Raw genomic sequence first — 15440 nt, 5'->3', positions numbered from 1 at the left:
ACCTATCATGGACATGATGAATCTGATGAAACAGGCGCAGCAGCTCCAGCAAAATCTGAAGTCCATGCAGGAGGAACTGGCAGACCGGGAGGTGACCGGCACGGCGGGCGCTGGCATGGTCACCGCCACCTTCAACGGCCGGATCGAGCTGGTGGGCCTGCACATCGACCCCGAGCTGATTACGCCCGCCAATGCCCGGATGCTGGGCGACCTGCTGAGCGCTGCGGTCAACGACGGGCTGGGCAAGGCCAAGGACATGGCCAAGAGCGAAATGGGCCGGCTGACCGGCGGCATCAATATCCCTGGTCTGTTCTGAATGCAGATCACGCCCCCGGCACTCGAACGGCTGATTCAAAGCCTGTCTCAGCTCCCCGGCATCGGCCGGAAAAGTGCCACGCGCCTGGCCCTTTACCTGCTGCGCCAGCCGGCCAGCGAGGCCCGAAACCTGGCCGAGGACCTGGCAGGACTGCACAGGGCCATTCATCTCTGCCGCCACTGCTTCACCTTTTCGGAAAGCGACCCCTGCGCCATCTGCGCCGACCCCGGCCGCAACCGGCGGCTCGTCTGTGTGGTGGAAGAGCCTGGCGACCAGATGCTCATCGAAAAAACCGGGGCCTTCGGCGGGCTCTACCACATTCTTCACGGCGTCCTCTCGCCCATGGACGGCATCGGGCCGGAGGAACTGAAGGTGCGGGAACTGCTCGCCCGGGTGCAAAACGGCGTGGTGGACGAGGTGCTGATCGCCACCAGCTCCACCGTGCCCGGCGAGGCCACGGCCGCCTATCTGGCCGGCGAGCTGGAAAGGCTGGGCGTGACCGCCAGCCGCCTGGCCTGCGGTATTCCCATGGGCATGGATCTCAAGTACACCGACGAATACACCCTGGCCCAGGCCATCCGCGCCCGGCAGAGCATGCGGCGGCAGGGCTGAGCAAACATGGCCACAAAAATTGTCTGGGCTCTGTTCGCCGCCGCTGCATGCACCATTTTTATGATTGCAACACCCGTTGCCCTGTGGCTTGCGGTTGGCTTCCTCGTCCTGCTCGGCCTGTTTTTGCGCATGCTTCGCCTGCGCAGAAGAGTGCCGGCGCTGTTGCTGGCCCTCGTCCTGCTGCTGCCCAATCTGCGCTGGGGCGCCTCCATTCTGGCGCTGCGGCTCAAGGAGCGGGAACCCCTGCAGGCAATGCTGTCCCGCGCTGACCAGACAAGGCATAGTGGTGCCCAGGCGATCAAATTGTGTCGAGGGAGGCGTCCATGAGTCCTGGCCGGAGGCAGGAACAGCAGAAGAGCATGTGGCTTTCGTACGATCAACTGCCCCAGAGTCGGGGGGCAGTCTTTTACAAGCTGCTGCAACAGTTCCTGCATGAGGAAGAATTTGACAGCTTCCCCGAAAAGCTGTGCGCTCCGTTTTATGCCCCCATGATTGTCATTTCGGGATGGCACGACTGATACGCGCGGGCACAATGGCCCTTTGCAGCCCCTTCGGAAAATCAATCTTTCTTCAACGGGCTGTTATACCCATGGGCGCGTGGGGCATGCTGGCACCCCTGGTGGCCTGGTACTCATGCTGGGCTGGCTGCTGCTCGCCTGGGAGGGCATTGGCGGGCTGTAGAGAGACAGGATCGGGGCGGCAACGGAAAATTCCGGTGCCGCCCGGGGCGGAAGGAAGTCGGAAAGGCGGTTTCCTCAGGGTTTTCCATAAGTGTTAAAAAACGCCCAGCAGCCGCAGGGCCAAGATGGTGAGGCCCACGCAGGCAACACGCTTGACCACGATGGGGCTGAGTCTTTTGGCGATTCTCGGGCCGATGAAGCCTGCCAGGATCGCCGCCGGGAACATGGCGCAGAAAAGTATCCAGTCGAAGTTGCCGAACTGATAGTGCCGCATGGTGCTCATGGTGGTGTTGAAGAAGATGGCCAGCAGCGAACTGCCCACCACCAGGTACATGGGCAGACGGAGAAAGACGGTCATCAGCGGTACCATGAAGGGGCCGCCGCCAAAACCGAACATGGACGCCAACACGGCAATGAGAAAGCCGCCCAGGCAGCCTACGAACATGTTGACTTGAAATTCCTGTCCCCAGAATTCTACTTTCATTATCGTTCTCCTCCTCGGTGGGAAATGCTCATTTCTTGGTCGCCGCTTCCTGGGCGCGCTTCTTGTACTCCTTCAGAATGGCCTGCTCCTTCTTGTTCTTTGCCAGATACCCGGGCGTGGTCTGCCAGAGCATGAGGGCGGCCAGGACCAAAAGGATCCAGCCAAAGGCAAAGGTGAACTGGGTCAGGCTGATCATTTCCGTCAGTTTCGGGCCGATGAAGCCGCCGGCCAGCATGGCCAGACCTATGCCGACGCCGAGCTTCCAGCTGATGAAGTTGATCCTGGAGTAGTTGTAGATACCGCTCCCCTGTGAAAAGAGGACCGTGGGTGTCACAGTACCGGCCACGACGGTGTGGGGGAGCAATGGAAAGAGGGTGACCAGCAGGGGATTGAGGATGAAACCGCCGCCAGCCCCCATGAGCACGCCAAAGATGGTGACCGCCAGGCTCAACAGAAAGGGATAGACCAGATTCATGCTCGTGCCCGCATTGTTCAGGTACACGGTGGGAAAGGCGATGGTGTTGGTAAAGGTTGCCGGTGCGCTTGCACTGTCCTTGTCCACATGGGCCACGATCTTGTATGCACCCGGGGCAATGCCGGAGCGCAGCACGATGTCGGCGGTGAAGCTGCCATTCGGTTTCAGATCGACCTGGGCGGCAACCACCTTGTCCAGGTCGCGGAAGCGGGCCTTGGTCAGCTGCATGGCCACCTTCCGGTTCGGCTTATCGGAGATCAGCTGGCCACGGCTGCCGATGACGCTGGCCATGAAGGAACTTTGGTAGGCCCGGACAGGGGCTGCGGCAGGCACATTGAAGGCCGATTCGGCTCCCAACTCCTTGATGATGTTCGACATGCTCCACTTGCGGCCCTTTTTTTTCTCAGCGTCGATCTTGTCCTGCATGGTGATGGGAACAAAGATCTTGAAATAGGCCGGCATGCGCTCGGTCAGATAAAAGATATAGGGCCGCACACCGGTCTTGGGGTCCGGCTCGCCGTCAAAGCGGCTGGCCCGCACCTGGTGGGCATCTGCCCAAACCTCCAGAAAAACAGGCTTTCCGGCAGGCGCCTGCCCCTGCACCCGAATGGTGCCACCGTTGTTGAGGGTGCTGTCTCCCTCTATCCGGAGCGTGACCGGCCCGGCCTGATCGGCCGCGGCCTGCATCGAAACCGTCCCTTCGCCTGCAGGCACGTCCTCCGCGGCTCTCACCGGTCCACACCACACCAGCAGCATGGCAAGGGCCATGATCCAGCCCTTTCCCAACCTCTTTCTGTTCATCTGCAACCTCGTTACGTTTTGAAGTGAAAACATGGCAAGGGAGCGCGTAACCGCCACTGCCGGCTATTCCTCCCTGCCACGACGACACGCCTTCTCAAGCGGATACCTGTAAAAGGCAGACTCCTCCAGGCCTTGTCCCGTGTATCCTCCCATGTATCCAGCTTATACCGTACCTGTACGGATACCGGTCAGGTACGGCCGGGCTGCCCTCCGACATCATAGATGCCCGCAGGCACTGCTGCAAGCACAAGTTGGCCCTTTCTCCCCCTGTCCTGCATTTCCTGCCTGAAACGGACACAGGCTGCACCAATCCGGGAAAAGGTGCACGCAACCAATCCTCCCCCTCACGTGGCGCTCAAGGTCCGGAAGCTACAACCCTGTCATGTTCGTTTTCCAGGACTGAAATGATCGTAGCCCTGATACGACAAATCCGGTCAGCGCAGCCGCCCGCTGCAGTACTTTGGCAAGCTGTATTTTTTCCGAGATGCGTTCAACTTGCCAGTGCGCCGAATCTACCCCGGGAAATTTCGTGCTTACACGGTACAGGGCAGGGGAGCCCGGTGCCAGGGGGTCAGCGCCAAATATCAGATGCCTTCCGAACAGGAGTCTCTAAAAACAGGGGTGCCGCCCACTTTTCCCTCCGATGTCAACAAAAAAGCCGCACCTTTGTATGCGGGTGCGGCCTTTTTATTTGCTGAGGCTGCCATGCACGATGGCCTGCGGCTGCTCAGCAGCCGCCAATGCCTCAGCCCTTCTTCTCCTCGGGGGCGGCAGCGGCCTTTTCAGCCTCAAGGGCTGAGCCCAGGATAGAGGAACGGCTGACCTTGATGCGCACGTTTTCAGCCACTTCCAGGGTCACGGCACTTTCGGTCAGGCCGGTGATCTGGCCATAAATGCCGCCACTGGTGATCACCTTGTCGCCCCGTTTCAGATTGGCCAGATAGGCCTGATGCTCCTTGGCCTTTTTCTGCTGGGGCCGGATCAGGAGAAAATAGAACACGGCAAAGATGAGAATGATCGGCAAAAACTGGCCCAGCATGGCCACGCCGCCCGCTGCAGGCGCAGAACCAGCCGCGCCTCCGGCGGCAAATGCAATTCCTGACATGAAATCCTCCATTACATGGGTTTTTGACCCCCGCGCAGGCGGTAGAACTCGTCCCTGAATGCCAGAAAGCGGTCTTGCCGGATGGCCTCGCGCATTTGGGCCATAAGGTTATTGTAGTAGTGCAGATTGTGGATGCTGTTGAGCTGACTGGCCAGAATCTCGTGGCTTTGGAACAGGTGGCGCAGGTAGGCCCGGGAGAAATTTTTGCAGGTATAACAGGTGCAAAGCGGATCCAGCGGGCCAGCATCCTTTTGAAAGCAGGCATTTTTAATAACCAGTTTCCCCTGTGAAGTAAAGAGCATTCCATTACGGGCATTGCGGGTCGGCATCACGCAGTCGAACATGTCCATGCCGTGCATGACACCCTCCACCAGATCCTCGGGCGTGCCCACGCCCATGAGATAGCGGGCGTGATCGGCGGGCATCCGGTGGCCGCATGCCGCCAGCATGGCCAGCATTTCCTCCTTGGGCTCGCCCACCGAAAGTCCGCCCAGGGCATAACCGTCGAAACCGGTTTCCGCGAGTTCAGCCAGCGCGGCAAGCCGCAAATCAGGATAGAGACCGCCCTGCACTATGCCGAACAGCAGCTGGCCGGTGTCGGTCTGCGCCGCACGGCAGCGTCTGGCCCAGCGGTTTGTCAGCGCCGTGGCTCTGGCCGCTTCGGCCCTGGTGGCCGGATAGGGGATGCAGGTGTCAAGCGCCATCATGATGTCGCTGCCCAAAGCTTCCTGCACGGCCACTGCATCCTCCGGACTCAGAAAAAGTTTTGTCCCGTCCAGATGGGAGCGGAAGGACGCGCCGTCCTCGGTGATGCTGGCCAGCTCGTTCAGACTGAAGATCTGGAAGCCGCCGGAATCGGTCAGGATAGGCCGGTCCCAGTGCATGAAGCGGTGCAGGCCGCCCAGCTCGCGAATGAGTTCGTGGCCAGGACGGATATACAGATGATAGGTATTGCCCAGAATGATCTGCGCGCCGATTTGTTTCAGGTCTTCCGGCGTCATGGCCTTGACCGTGGCCTGGGTGCCCACCGGCATGAAGACCGGGGTTTCGATGTGGCCGTGCAGGGTGGCGAGCCGGCCCGTGCGGGCATGGCATTCGCTGGATCGGGCGAGCTGAGCAAAGGAACTTGGCATGGCAGATTGTGACTAGATGGCAAGAGTGCGCAGGCGGCTTTCGTCCTGCATCAGGGCAGCATGCAGTTTGAACTGCGTCACGGCCCGCTTCAGATTGTGACCCGGGAAACGGCACTGAAAATACCGGTTGCCGTCCAGATGGTCAGTGAAAAAACGCAGGCCCAGCTCAAAAATAAGGAGCCGGGTTGCATCGACAAGGAGTGCCCGGTCGTCCTGGGTGAGGATTTCACGGCCGCCTGCCCCATAGGCCTGCACCAGGGCGGCGAAATTTTCAGCATCAAAGCATGGAGTTTCGGCATCTTCACCGCCCACGTTGCAGCAGGAGCGCAGGCAGTCGCCCAGATCGTGGAGCACATAGTCCAGGCGCACCGTGTCCAGATCGATGAGGCTGAGCACGGCATCGGCATTTTGCGCAAAGAGGAAATTGCCGCACTTGGGATCCCCATGCACCAGGTGCCTAGCGTGGGCGCCGCTTTCCAGCAGCCCGGCCAAGGGCCGCAGGCGGTCGATGCCCGCAAAACAGCATTCCTCTTCCTGACTGGCCGGCGTTTTGCCTCTGCTCACCGCATCGAAGCGGGCGAGGTAGGCTGCCGTATCATGAAAGCCGGGCAGCGGGTCGGCAAGTTTTTGCCTGCCAAGCGGCAGGAGCAGCTTGTGAAAGCGGGCCAGCATGCGGCCTGCCGCCGTGGCCTGCCGGGCATTGACCTGCATGAGCGTGCGCGAGGGGCCGATGTAGCTGATCAGCCGCCAGGTGCTGCCGTCCGCCTCATCGAGCGCATCGAGGCCTGCCGGGTTGCGGTAGGCCTGCGGGAATTCCGGTATGACCGGATCGCGCTGTCGGCAGGCCGCCAGATGCGCGGTCACGGTGCGGAAGTTTGCCATGAGCGCCCGCAGATCGGGAAATACCACCGGGCTGAGCCGCTGGAGGACCGCGCGCTGCCCCCGGGCGAGCCGCAGGATCCAGGTCTGGTTGATATTGCCGCCCGGGTCTGCGTGGGCCGCTGTCAGTCTGCCTTCGGGCAGAAAAAAATTCAGGCGCCTTTCCAGCTCGCTGGGTGAAAAATGCATGGTTTCGGATGAGGCAAAGGCTTGCAATTTTATGCCATGGCCAGTAGAAGATAAAGTGCTCTGTCCGGAGCACTGGAGCGCCCCGGCATGGCCCACGCGGGCTTTCTGCCTGCGTGCCGTTTTTGGCTGTCCAGGCAAATTTCTGCCGGGCTTCACTTAAACACAGACAAAGAGATGTGTCGCCATGAACCTGAAACCCTCACTGTTCTGCGCAGCGTTTTGTGCGTTTTGCTTCCTGTTCCAGAGCACCGCTTTTGCCGAGATGGTCGCCATAAAGGGCAACAATGTCAACATGCGCTCAGGCCCTGGCCACAAGCACGAGGTACTGTGGAAGATGGGTGACGGTTTCCCCCTGCAGGTCATCAAGAGATCCGGCGACTGGCTCAGGGTCAGGGATTTTGAAGGCAGCGAGGGTTGGGTCAACAAGAGCGTGATTTCCAAGGATGCCCATGCGGTTGTCAAGGCCAACAAGGGCAGCGACCGCAATGTCAACATCCGCAAGGAGCCCAACACTAAAAGCCAGGTAGTGGCCACAGCCATTTACGGGGTGGTGTTCCGGGTGCTTGCCAAGAAAGACGGCTGGGTGCAGATTCAGCACGAAAACGGCGTGAAAGGCTGGATCAGGCAGGATCTGCTCTGGGGCATCTGAGCGTTTTCATCAGGCTGGCGGAAAATGGGAGGGGGACGGCTGCTCCTTCCCATTTTTTTCGTTTTCACATGCTTTGTTTTCATCCACACAGGGCGACAGCAGCCCCCCATCGCCTCCCTCCGCATCATGAATGCCGACAAAAGCCTCATTCAAAGGCGCTTTACCCATGCCTTGAGCAGCTACGAGGCCGCAGCGCGGATGCAGGCGGAGGTGGCCGAGACCCTGCTGGCCGGCGTGGCCGCAACCCTGCCCCGGCTGAAACCGGGCACCGCCCTGGAAATTGGCTGTGCGACCGGCATCCTGACGGAAAAGATCGTGGCCCGCTGGCCCGGGCTCGCACGGCTCGTCGTCTGCGATCTGGTTCCCGGCTTTGCGGCCTGCATCGCGGCCAAAAGCCCAAACTGGCCCCTCGTGCCTGCCTTTCTGAGCGGAGACATCGAAGAGCTGCCCATCCCCGGCCAGTTTGATTGCATCCTTTCCTCATCCACCCTGCAATGGGTGCATGATTTTCCGGCACTTGCGGCCAAACTGGCCCGCCACCTGAACCCTGGAGGCATTCTGGCCATTGCCCTCTACGGACCGGACAATTTTTACGAGATCCGTGAGCTGACCGGGAGCGGCCTCTCCTACCTGAGTCTGGCCGAGCTGCAGGACATTCTGGCCCGGCACTTCCAGATTCTTCTGGCCCGGGAACAGCGGAGCCAGCTCCACTTTGCCAGCCCCCTGGACCTGCTCCGGCATCTCCGGGACACCGGCGTCAACGCCCTCCGCAGTCCGGCGGGCTGGACCAAAGGCCGGCTCGCCCGTTTTGCCGAGGCCTACCAGGCACATTTTGCCGAAAACGGCGGCGTGCGCCTGACCGCGCATCCTCTCTACCTCGTGGCCCAAAAGAACGGGCAGACAGCGCCATGAATGCACAACAGACCATTGCTGTGGGCGGCATCGACACCGGCGTGGGCAAGTCCTACTGCACAGGACTGCTGGCCCGCTATCTGCTGACCCGCTTCGGCAGCGCCAGCACCATCAAGCTGGTGCAGACCGGTTGCAGCGGCATCGCCGAAGACATCACCCTGCACCGCAAGCTGATGGGCATCGCCCTCAGCGAAGCAGATCAGGCGCATCTGAGCAATCCCTATGTCTTCAAGCTGCCGGCCTCGCCTGCGCTGGCGGCAGCGCAGGAAAAGCAGCACATCGAGGAGGCCGGGCTGGACCAGGCGGTTGCGGCCATGCAGGCCCGCTATCGGTGGCTGCTTGCCGAGGCGGCAGGCGGCCTCCTGGTGCCGCTGAACGACAACCTCATCATGCTGGACTATTTTGCCCGCCACAAGTGGCCGCTTTTGCTGGTCACCAGCCCGCGGCTGGGTTCGATCAACCACACCCGCCTGAGTCTGGAGGCGGTGCAGCACCGCGGCATGCGGCTTTTGGGTCTGGCCTACAACCTGTACGGCAACTATGAGCCTGTCATGGTGCGCGACACCCTGAGAGCATGCCGCCGGTCCCTCCATGACTACGGCTTTCCGGAAAACATCGTCCTGGTGCCGGATGTGCGCGAGAGCGACGCCATCGGCTGGGAGCCGCTCGTGGATTCGCTGACAGACTCCTGAAGCCCACAAATTGCCAGGCGAAACCTGCTGCCTGATCGCGCCACTGTTGCCCGGAGGCGGGTGCAGCCGGCCAACCCCATACAAGGAGAAAAACCCGTGCTGTTCAATATCAAACAGGAAACCCTGCCCCGTGAAGAACTGGAGGCGCTGCAACTGCGCCGCCTGCAGAACGTCTGCAACCGTGTCTATGCCACCGTGCCCTTTTACCGCAAACGCTTCGACACCCTGGGCATCACACCGGCAGACATCAGATCGCTGGAAGACCTGCGGCTTTTGCCCTTTACCGAAAAGCAGGACCTGCGCGACAACTACCCCTACGCCCTCTTTGCCGTGCCCCGGGACAATATCGTGCGGCTCCACGCCTCCAGTGGCACCACCGGCAAGGCCGTGGTGGTGGGCTACACCGCCCGCGATCTGGAAAACTGGGCCGAGCTGACCGCGCGCGGCATGGCTGCGGCCGGCGTGACCCGGCATGACGTGGTGCATGTGGCCTATGGCTACGGCCTCTTCACCGGCGGGCTGGGTGCGCACGGCGGAGCGGAGCGCCTTGGCGCAACCGTGGTGCCCGCCTCCGGCGGCGCGACCAAGCGCCAGGCCTATTTGATGCGGGATTTCGGCGCCACCGTGCTTTGCTGTACGCCCTCCTATGCCCTGCATCTCTGGGAGGCCGGCATGGCGGAAGGTATTGATTTCCTGGACCTGCCCCTGCGCGTGGGCTGCTTTGGCGCTGAACCGTGGACCGAGAGCATGCGCCAGGACATGGAAGCGAAAATGGGCATTGACGCCCTGAACATCTACGGCCTCTCCGAGGTCATGGGGCCGGGCGTGGCCATGGAATGCGTGGAAGAGAAAAAAGGCCTGCATCTCTGGGAAGACCATTTTCTCCCGGAAATCGTGAACCCGCAGAACGGCGAGCCGCTGCCGGAGGGCGAGGAGGGCGAGCTGGTCATCACCACCCTGACCAAGGAGGGCATCCCCCTCATCCGCTACCGCACCCACGACCTCACCAGCCTGGATTACACGCCCTGCAGGTGCGGCCGCACCCATGTGCGCATCACCCGTCTTGCCGGCCGCTGCGACGACATGCTCATCATCCGCGGCGTCAACGTCTTCCCGCAGCAGATAGAGGCGCTTCTGATGGCCTGCCACGAGCTGACCCCGAACTACCAGATCATTGTGGACCGGGAGGACAACCTGGATACGCTGGAGGTTTGTGTGGAGATGGGCGAAGAGCTGCTGGCCGACGAAATCAGGAAGCTGCAGGCCCTGGAGAGCGGCCTCAGGAAGAGCATCAAGGAATTTCTGGGCGTGACCGCCAGGGTGCGCCTCCTGCAGCCGCACTCCATTGTCCGCTCGGAGGGCAAGGCCCAACGCATCATCGACAGGCGGCCGAAGCGCTGAAGGAGGAAACAAGGCGGCACAAAAAGGCCCCGCTTTGCACATGGCCAGGCGGGGCCTCTTCGTTTGTCCGCAATGCCCTGCAGGCAGCCTGCCAGAGCCGGGGAACCAGCGGGGATACAAGGCCCGCTTCCGGCCCGGCCTCTCTTTCGGCTCCTGCCAAAATGCGCCGACCAGTTCTTCTCTGGACCGGCCTTCCGCGGGTCAGAACCTGCCAATCGGGCTCCGGTTGCCGGGTTTCACTGGAGGTACTGCCGCCTTTTGGCCCCGGTTCCGCAGCATGAGAAAAGCCAGCGGAGCCGCGGCCAGGGTCAGCGGGGAAGCGGCAGCCAGCGGTCGGAGGCACAGCCAGGCAATGGCCGCCACGGTGCAGGTCCAGGCTAGCCCCGGCACGGTGCCCACAGGGCCCGTGCCGCCCCCACGATACGGCCCGGCAGCGGAACAAGACTGGCCAGCACCGCAAGCGGGGCAGGCTGTGGCGTCAAGGCTGACCTGGCTGCCGAGCAGAGGGCATTGTCCACTTCAGAACGCAGTGCTTGCTCTTGCGGCTGCGCGCCTTGGGAGCGCTGAACCGCTCGCATCAACGGGGCTGCCCACCCAGTTCTTTTGTGGATGCTGTAGGTGGTGACCGTTTCCCCGCCACCGCCCATTTTCCGGCGCTTTTCGCTCACCGGTAGAAGGCCACCCGGCGCTTAAGCCGATGCCCCGTGCACCCACGCCGAACATGGACTAAGTGACCACGTCCCGGGTATCGGCCATGCCGGTGGCCTGCACCAGCATGCCGTCCAACGGGGATTGATGGACTCAAGGTCAGGCAGCTCCCGGGCCATGTCCGCCTCGCCAATGCAGCACATTGCCCCACGCTGTGCTATACTGGCGTTCACGTTCCGCCTTTTCAGGCCTCCAGCTTTTTTCCGGCCCCGGTTTTCAGCATGAAACGCCTCTTCATTTTCAGCAACAAGTGGCTGATAGGCTATCTCACCTTTATCAGCGCCTTTGCTCCGCTCTCCACCGACATGTATTTGCCGGCGCTGCCGCACATGGTGACCTCGCTTGCAACCGATTACGCCAAAGCCAGCCTGAGCGTGAGCGGTTTTCTGCTCATCTTTGCCCTGTCCATGCTGATCTGGGGGCCGCTCAGCGACAAGTACGGCCGGCGGCCCGTGCTGCTGGGCGGCAGCCTGGTCTACGTGTTTGCCAGTGTGGCGATTGCGTTGGCCAGCTCCATTGTCCCGCTCTTGTGCTGGCGCGCCCTGCAGGCCCTGGGCAGCGGCGCGGTCAGTGCCATGGCGCTGGCCATAGTGAAGGACATGCTGCGTGGTCAGGCGCTTGAGCAGGTGGTTGCCTGGATGCAGACCGTGATGGTGCTGGCGCCGATTCTGGCCCCGGTTCTGGGCGGCTGGATTCTTCTGGCTGTGGACTGGCGGGGCATCTTCTGGATGCTGGCCTTTTGCGGACTGCTGTCTTTTCTGGGCGCGCTCGGTTTTCGGGAAACCTGTCTGCCTGCGCACCGGAACAGGGGCTCGGTCTTCAGCGCGCTGGGCCGGCTCTTCGTGGTGCTGGGTCATCCGGAATTCCGCTGGCCGCTGCTGCTGTTTTCCGCCATGAACATGCCCTTCATGGCCTATCTGGCAGTCTCGTCCTACGTGTTTCAGACCCTGTTCGGCCTTTCACCCCAGCACTACAGCCTGTTTTTTGCTGGCAATGCGGTGGTGAGCATGCTGGGGCCGCTCGCGCACATGCGTTTTTTCCGGCACTGGCAGCGGCGGCTGACGATTGCCGTGCATCTGGGCCTGTCCGGGGTCTGCGGCATTCTGCTCTGCCTGTTCGGCGGCGCCGGTCCAGTCGTTTTTGCGGCGCTCTACGCCCCCATCACCTTTTGCGGCTCGGCCCTGCGGCCGCCGGGAACGGTGCTGATGATGGAGAGCGTGCAGGGCGACAACGGCGCGGTGACCTCGCTCATCAACGCTGGCGGCCTGCTCTGCGGCAGCCTGTCCATGTTCCTCTGCGCCCTGCCCTTCTGGAGCGGTCTGGTGTATGCGGCGGGCAGCGTGACTGTCCTGATCTCCGGCCTGTCCCTGCTGTGCTGGCTGGCGATGCTGCGGCTGGGCATTGTCAAAAAAAGGCGTCAGGTGGGCCTGCCTGCACCCGCCGCAGCGAAGCATCAGGAGTCGACGAGATGAAGGCAGGGGCGGGCAGGTTTTGGGATGCTGAGGTCTATGAGCCCGTTGCAACAGCCACGGCAATGCGCATTGCGAGTAAAAAACTTTGTAAGGCAGAGGAGCAACTCACTGCTTCTGCGTGACCTGGACGTTGAAATTCCTGGAGCATGGATCTGAAATATAGTCTTGCAACGGGCTGATAGGTTAATAAATCAATAATTTCAGTAAAAACAAGCCATTATATTCTCTGCATCCTTTTCCCGGAGGGCGTCTGGCTGTCCGTGCGGTCGATCATCCTCTTGTGCGTCATAAGCTGGGCATCCTGCGTACGGCATCCACTGCCACCCACGAATTCCGCACCGTAGCCAATGAGCTAGGCTCAGGCCTCATTAATTGCCAAAAAGCAGAAAATCTGGTTAGTTGCGCTCAAGGAGGATGCCATGAGCCAAGTTTTCTCCCTTTCTGCCGAACAACTCGAACGTATCAAGCCCTTCTTTCCACGTTCTCATGGTATTCCGCGGGTCGATGATCGGAAAGTCATCAGTGGCATCATTTATGTCATCAAGCATGGCCTGCAGTGGAAAGACGCGCCGCGTGAGTATGGCCCGCACAAGACGCTCTACAATCGCTTTTTGCGCTGAAGCCGGAAGAGACCCTGCTCGTACGATAAAGATCTGTATAAACAGCGACACAAGATCTTTGGCCATGTTTGGCAGGATCAAAGACTGGCGGAGAATAGCCATGCGTTATGACCGCTGCGCACATACCTTCTTTTCAGCTCTGTGCCTTGCGGCTTCCGTCATATGCTATCTCGATTAATGAGGCCTGAGCCTAATCTTTCGTGGAGATTGCATCCCCATTGTGCTGTGATGCCTTGGCGCCAACGACCCGCTGCAGCTCTGGCCCCTGTGATCCCGACACCGCCTGTCGCAGGGCTGCAATGCCAATGCGCTCGAGCAGCCGGGCCGTGCGCTCCTTGCCCCGGGCCGCCAGGATATAAAAATGCAAGGCCTTGCGAATCAGCTCCAGGGCCTCGTCTTCCGAAAGACCGCTGGCCAGCTCCTCCCCAATGTGCGGCCTGCCAGCGGCATTGCCGCCAAAAATCACCCGCCAACCCCTGCTCTCGCCGATAAGGCCAATATCACGCAGCCAGGATTCAGAGCAGCACATGCGGCAGCCGGAAATACCGATCTTGACCTTGTTGGGCAGAGGGCCGTCCAGTTCGAGCCGCTCGAGCTTGCCGGCAATGCCAAGGGTCCCGGCCATGCCGTACCTGCACCAGGCCTTGCCGGGACAGGCCTGCACATAGTGGGCACGTCCGCGCCTGTGAGCCGGGCCGGAGTCAAGATGCAGATCCCGCTGCAGTGCGCTCAGGCCATCCGGATCCATGCCCAGGAGGGCAATGCGCTGGGCGCTGGTGATTTTGACGCCGGGAATGTCATAGTCCCTGACCAGCTTGAGCAGACGCTCCAGTTGCGCCGGCGTGAGGAGGCCCGCATGCAGGTCAGGCAGGGTCATGTAGGTTTTGCAGCGTCGATCCATAAAATATCCGCATGAAAAAATCTGCAACCTTGGCGCCCTGTCCGCAGCGGCGGCAAAACGGTCGGGCGCCCCTGTGCCTGGGGGAAATGCAGCAATACTGTTTACTTTCGGCCGGGTGGTACAGTATAGCTGTGCGCAGTCCCTGTCTTTGCTATGAATCAATTCTACGTTTTTTGCACCCATGCTCGATTCCATGCGCCTGCTCAGCCAGTGCATGCTCTTCAGCGGCCTCTCCGAGGAGCAGCTTGCGGAACTTTACGGCATTACCAGCAAACGCTGTTGCCGCAGGGGCGCGGTCATCTTCCGCGAGGCCGAGGCAGGCATTGGTTTTTATATCATTGCCTCAGGCAAGGTGAAAGTGTTCAAAACATCTCCTGAAGGCAAGGAGCAGATTCTGCATATTTTCGGCCCTGGCGAGCCCATTGGCGAGGTGCCTGTTTTCCATGGCCAGCCCTATCCGGCCAATGCTGCGGCCCTAAGCGAGGCAGAACTGTACTTTTTCCCCAGACAGCGCTTTGTCGCCCTGCTGGAAAAAAACTCTTCGCTTGCCCTCAACATGCTGGCCGTGCTGGCCATGCGGCTGCGCCGTTTTGCCACGCAGATCGAGCATCTGACGCTCAGGGAAGTGCCCGGCCGTCTGGCCATGTACCTGCTCTACATGGCCAGGGAGCAGAAGAACATGCAGCAGGTGGCCCTGGATATTCCCAAGGGCCAGTTGGCCAGTCTTTTGGGCACCAGCCCGGAAACGCTTTCCCGCATCTTCCAGAAAATGAGCGAGGAAGGGCTTATTCAGGTGGAAGGCAAGCGCATTCTGCTCCTGGATCCGGAAGCCCTGGCCGAGCGCTGATCCCGACCGGCCTCCCAACAGAAGATTCGCCGCAATGCGGGCACCGCCTGCAGGGCGAAGCAGGGTTATTATGAAAAATAATTCTTTAACTCGTTGACATTCTCCGCCCCCTGCCCTATTATGAGTTTAATTTCATAACAGGGCAATTCCCAGGCAATGACACCGGGTTTCATGGACTGGGAGAGCCCCCAAAATACAGGAGCATCACCATGGACATGAACACAGGACACGAAACGACAACGAACATGGAAAACGACAAAAGCCGGGGCTCAATGCACAGGCATGGCCAACGTGGTCGCCACTGCCGGCGTCCGTCTGGGCAGACTGCGGCTCAGGATCAGACTCAGGGTGCCGGGACAGAAGGCGCCCGGGGGAAAGGCCCGGGGTGCCGCCGGCACGGACAGGGACGGGGTCAGTGCGAGCACCACGACCAGAAGAGGGACAGGCATCAGGGACAGGGCGCCAGGTCCTGTCAACATGGGGCACTGCCGCAGGAAGCGGCCCCCGTTTCCAATGAGGAGGAAAAGCCCATAGTGTAAGTCCCGGCCTGTGGCAGGGGCAAGG

At 61.0% G+C, this 15440-nt stretch carries 17 protein-coding genes and 1 pseudogene; 11 read left to right on the top strand and 7 right to left on the bottom strand.

Translation table 11 applies throughout. From position 1 onward, the window contains the following. Positions 1-7: 7 nt before the first annotated feature. Genes CAY53_RS04370 through CAY53_RS04355 form a run of 4 tightly spaced genes read left to right on the top strand, consistent with a single transcriptional unit; the run spans position 8 to position 1446 of the window. Positions 8-316 (top strand): YbaB/EbfC family nucleoid-associated protein, encoded by a 309-nt coding sequence (locus CAY53_RS04370; RefSeq protein WP_017866371.1) that lies wholly within the window; start codon positions 8-10, stop codon positions 314-316. Next, positions 317-928, top strand: coding sequence for a recombination mediator RecR (gene recR, locus CAY53_RS04365; RefSeq protein ID WP_104936096.1), 612 nt, complete (start codon positions 317-319; stop codon positions 926-928). Positions 929-934: 6 nt separating this feature from the next. Then, on the top strand, positions 935-1255 hold the full coding sequence (locus CAY53_RS04360; protein ID WP_104936095.1) for a hypothetical protein: 321 nt from the start codon (positions 935-937) through the stop codon (positions 1253-1255). Further along, positions 1252-1446: a hypothetical protein gene (locus CAY53_RS04355; RefSeq protein ID WP_017866368.1), complete on the top strand. Its 195-nt coding sequence runs from the start codon at positions 1252-1254 to the stop codon at positions 1444-1446. The genes CAY53_RS04360 and CAY53_RS04355 overlap by 4 nt, the downstream gene beginning before the upstream one ends. Before the next feature lie 256 nt (positions 1447-1702). Here the strand turns inward: CAY53_RS04355 and CAY53_RS13710 are convergent, their stop codons facing one another. The 5 genes from CAY53_RS13710 to CAY53_RS04330 form a co-directional block, all read right to left on the bottom strand. Further along, positions 1703-2092: a sulfite exporter TauE/SafE family protein gene (locus CAY53_RS13710; protein WP_017866367.1), complete on the bottom strand. Its 390-nt coding sequence runs from the start codon at positions 2090-2092 to the stop codon at positions 1703-1705. 28 nt (positions 2093-2120) lie between these two features. Further along, entirely contained in the window at positions 2121-3368 is a 1248-nt protein-coding gene (locus CAY53_RS13705; protein WP_104936094.1) for a sulfite exporter TauE/SafE family protein, read from the bottom strand. A gap of 745 nt (positions 3369-4113) precedes the next feature. Further along, on the bottom strand, positions 4114-4473 hold the full coding sequence (gene yajC / locus CAY53_RS04340; RefSeq protein WP_219842724.1) for a preprotein translocase subunit YajC: 360 nt from the start codon (positions 4471-4473) through the stop codon (positions 4114-4116). Positions 4474-4484: 11 nt separating this feature from the next. After that, positions 4485-5606 carry a tRNA guanosine(34) transglycosylase Tgt gene (tgt, locus tag CAY53_RS04335; RefSeq protein ID WP_104936092.1) on the bottom strand — a complete coding sequence of 374 codons (1122 nt, stop codon included), beginning with the start codon at positions 5604-5606 and terminating at the stop codon, positions 4485-4487. Positions 5607-5618: 12 nt separating this feature from the next. Then, positions 5619-6674: a phosphotransferase enzyme family protein gene (locus CAY53_RS04330; RefSeq protein WP_104936091.1), complete on the bottom strand. Its 1056-nt coding sequence runs from the start codon at positions 6672-6674 to the stop codon at positions 5619-5621. A 184-nt stretch (positions 6675-6858) separates the two neighbouring features. On the opposite strand from CAY53_RS04330, the gene CAY53_RS04325 reads away from it, so the two are divergent. The 6 genes and pseudogenes from CAY53_RS04325 to CAY53_RS14065 all read left to right on the top strand — a co-directional run. Continuing rightward, a complete protein-coding gene (locus CAY53_RS04325; protein WP_104936090.1) occupies positions 6859-7323 on the top strand; it encodes an SH3 domain-containing protein in 465 nt (154 codons plus the stop codon). A gap of 126 nt (positions 7324-7449) precedes the next feature. Continuing rightward, positions 7450-8235: a malonyl-ACP O-methyltransferase BioC gene (bioC, locus tag CAY53_RS04320; protein WP_181040420.1), complete on the top strand. Its 786-nt coding sequence runs from the start codon at positions 7450-7452 to the stop codon at positions 8233-8235. Next, positions 8232-8927 carry a dethiobiotin synthase gene (gene bioD / locus CAY53_RS04315; RefSeq protein WP_104936088.1) on the top strand — a complete coding sequence of 232 codons (696 nt, stop codon included), beginning with the start codon at positions 8232-8234 and terminating at the stop codon, positions 8925-8927. The genes bioC and bioD overlap by 4 nt, the downstream gene beginning before the upstream one ends. Before the next feature lie 96 nt (positions 8928-9023). Continuing rightward, positions 9024-10328, top strand: a complete 1305-nt coding sequence (locus tag CAY53_RS04310) for a phenylacetate--CoA ligase family protein (protein WP_104936087.1) — start codon at positions 9024-9026, stop codon at positions 10326-10328. A gap of 929 nt (positions 10329-11257) precedes the next feature. Continuing rightward, complete coding sequence (locus CAY53_RS04300; protein ID WP_104936085.1) at positions 11258-12508, top strand: MFS transporter; 1251 nt, start codon at positions 11258-11260, stop codon at positions 12506-12508. 419 nt (positions 12509-12927) lie between these two features. Continuing rightward, positions 12928-13125, top strand: a pseudogene (locus CAY53_RS14065) (transposase); the annotation flags it as partial. 193 nt (positions 13126-13318) lie between these two features. Here CAY53_RS14065 and CAY53_RS04285 read toward each other — a convergent pair. Then, complete coding sequence (locus tag CAY53_RS04285; RefSeq protein ID WP_017865651.1) at positions 13319-14029, bottom strand: ferredoxin-like domain-containing protein; 711 nt, start codon at positions 14027-14029, stop codon at positions 13319-13321. Positions 14030-14210: 181 nt separating this feature from the next. Here CAY53_RS04285 and CAY53_RS04280 point away from each other — a divergent pair, with 181 nt between their 5' ends. Beyond that, complete coding sequence (locus CAY53_RS04280; RefSeq protein ID WP_017865652.1) at positions 14211-14876, top strand: Crp/Fnr family transcriptional regulator; 666 nt, start codon at positions 14211-14213, stop codon at positions 14874-14876. 269 nt (positions 14877-15145) lie between these two features. Here the strand turns inward: CAY53_RS04280 and CAY53_RS13390 are convergent, their stop codons facing one another. Further along, positions 15146-15355 (bottom strand): hypothetical protein, encoded by a 210-nt coding sequence (locus CAY53_RS13390; protein WP_245874882.1) that lies wholly within the window; start codon positions 15353-15355, stop codon positions 15146-15148. Positions 15356-15440: the final 85 nt, after the last annotated feature.

The sequence above is a fragment of the Desulfobulbus oralis genome (assembly GCF_002952055.1).
GTDB classification, from domain to species: Bacteria; Desulfobacterota; Desulfobulbia; order Desulfobulbales; family Desulfobulbaceae; genus Desulfobulbus; species Desulfobulbus oralis.
Note: the sequence above shows the minus strand (reverse complement) of the source record. Positions and strands in the feature narration are given on the sequence as shown.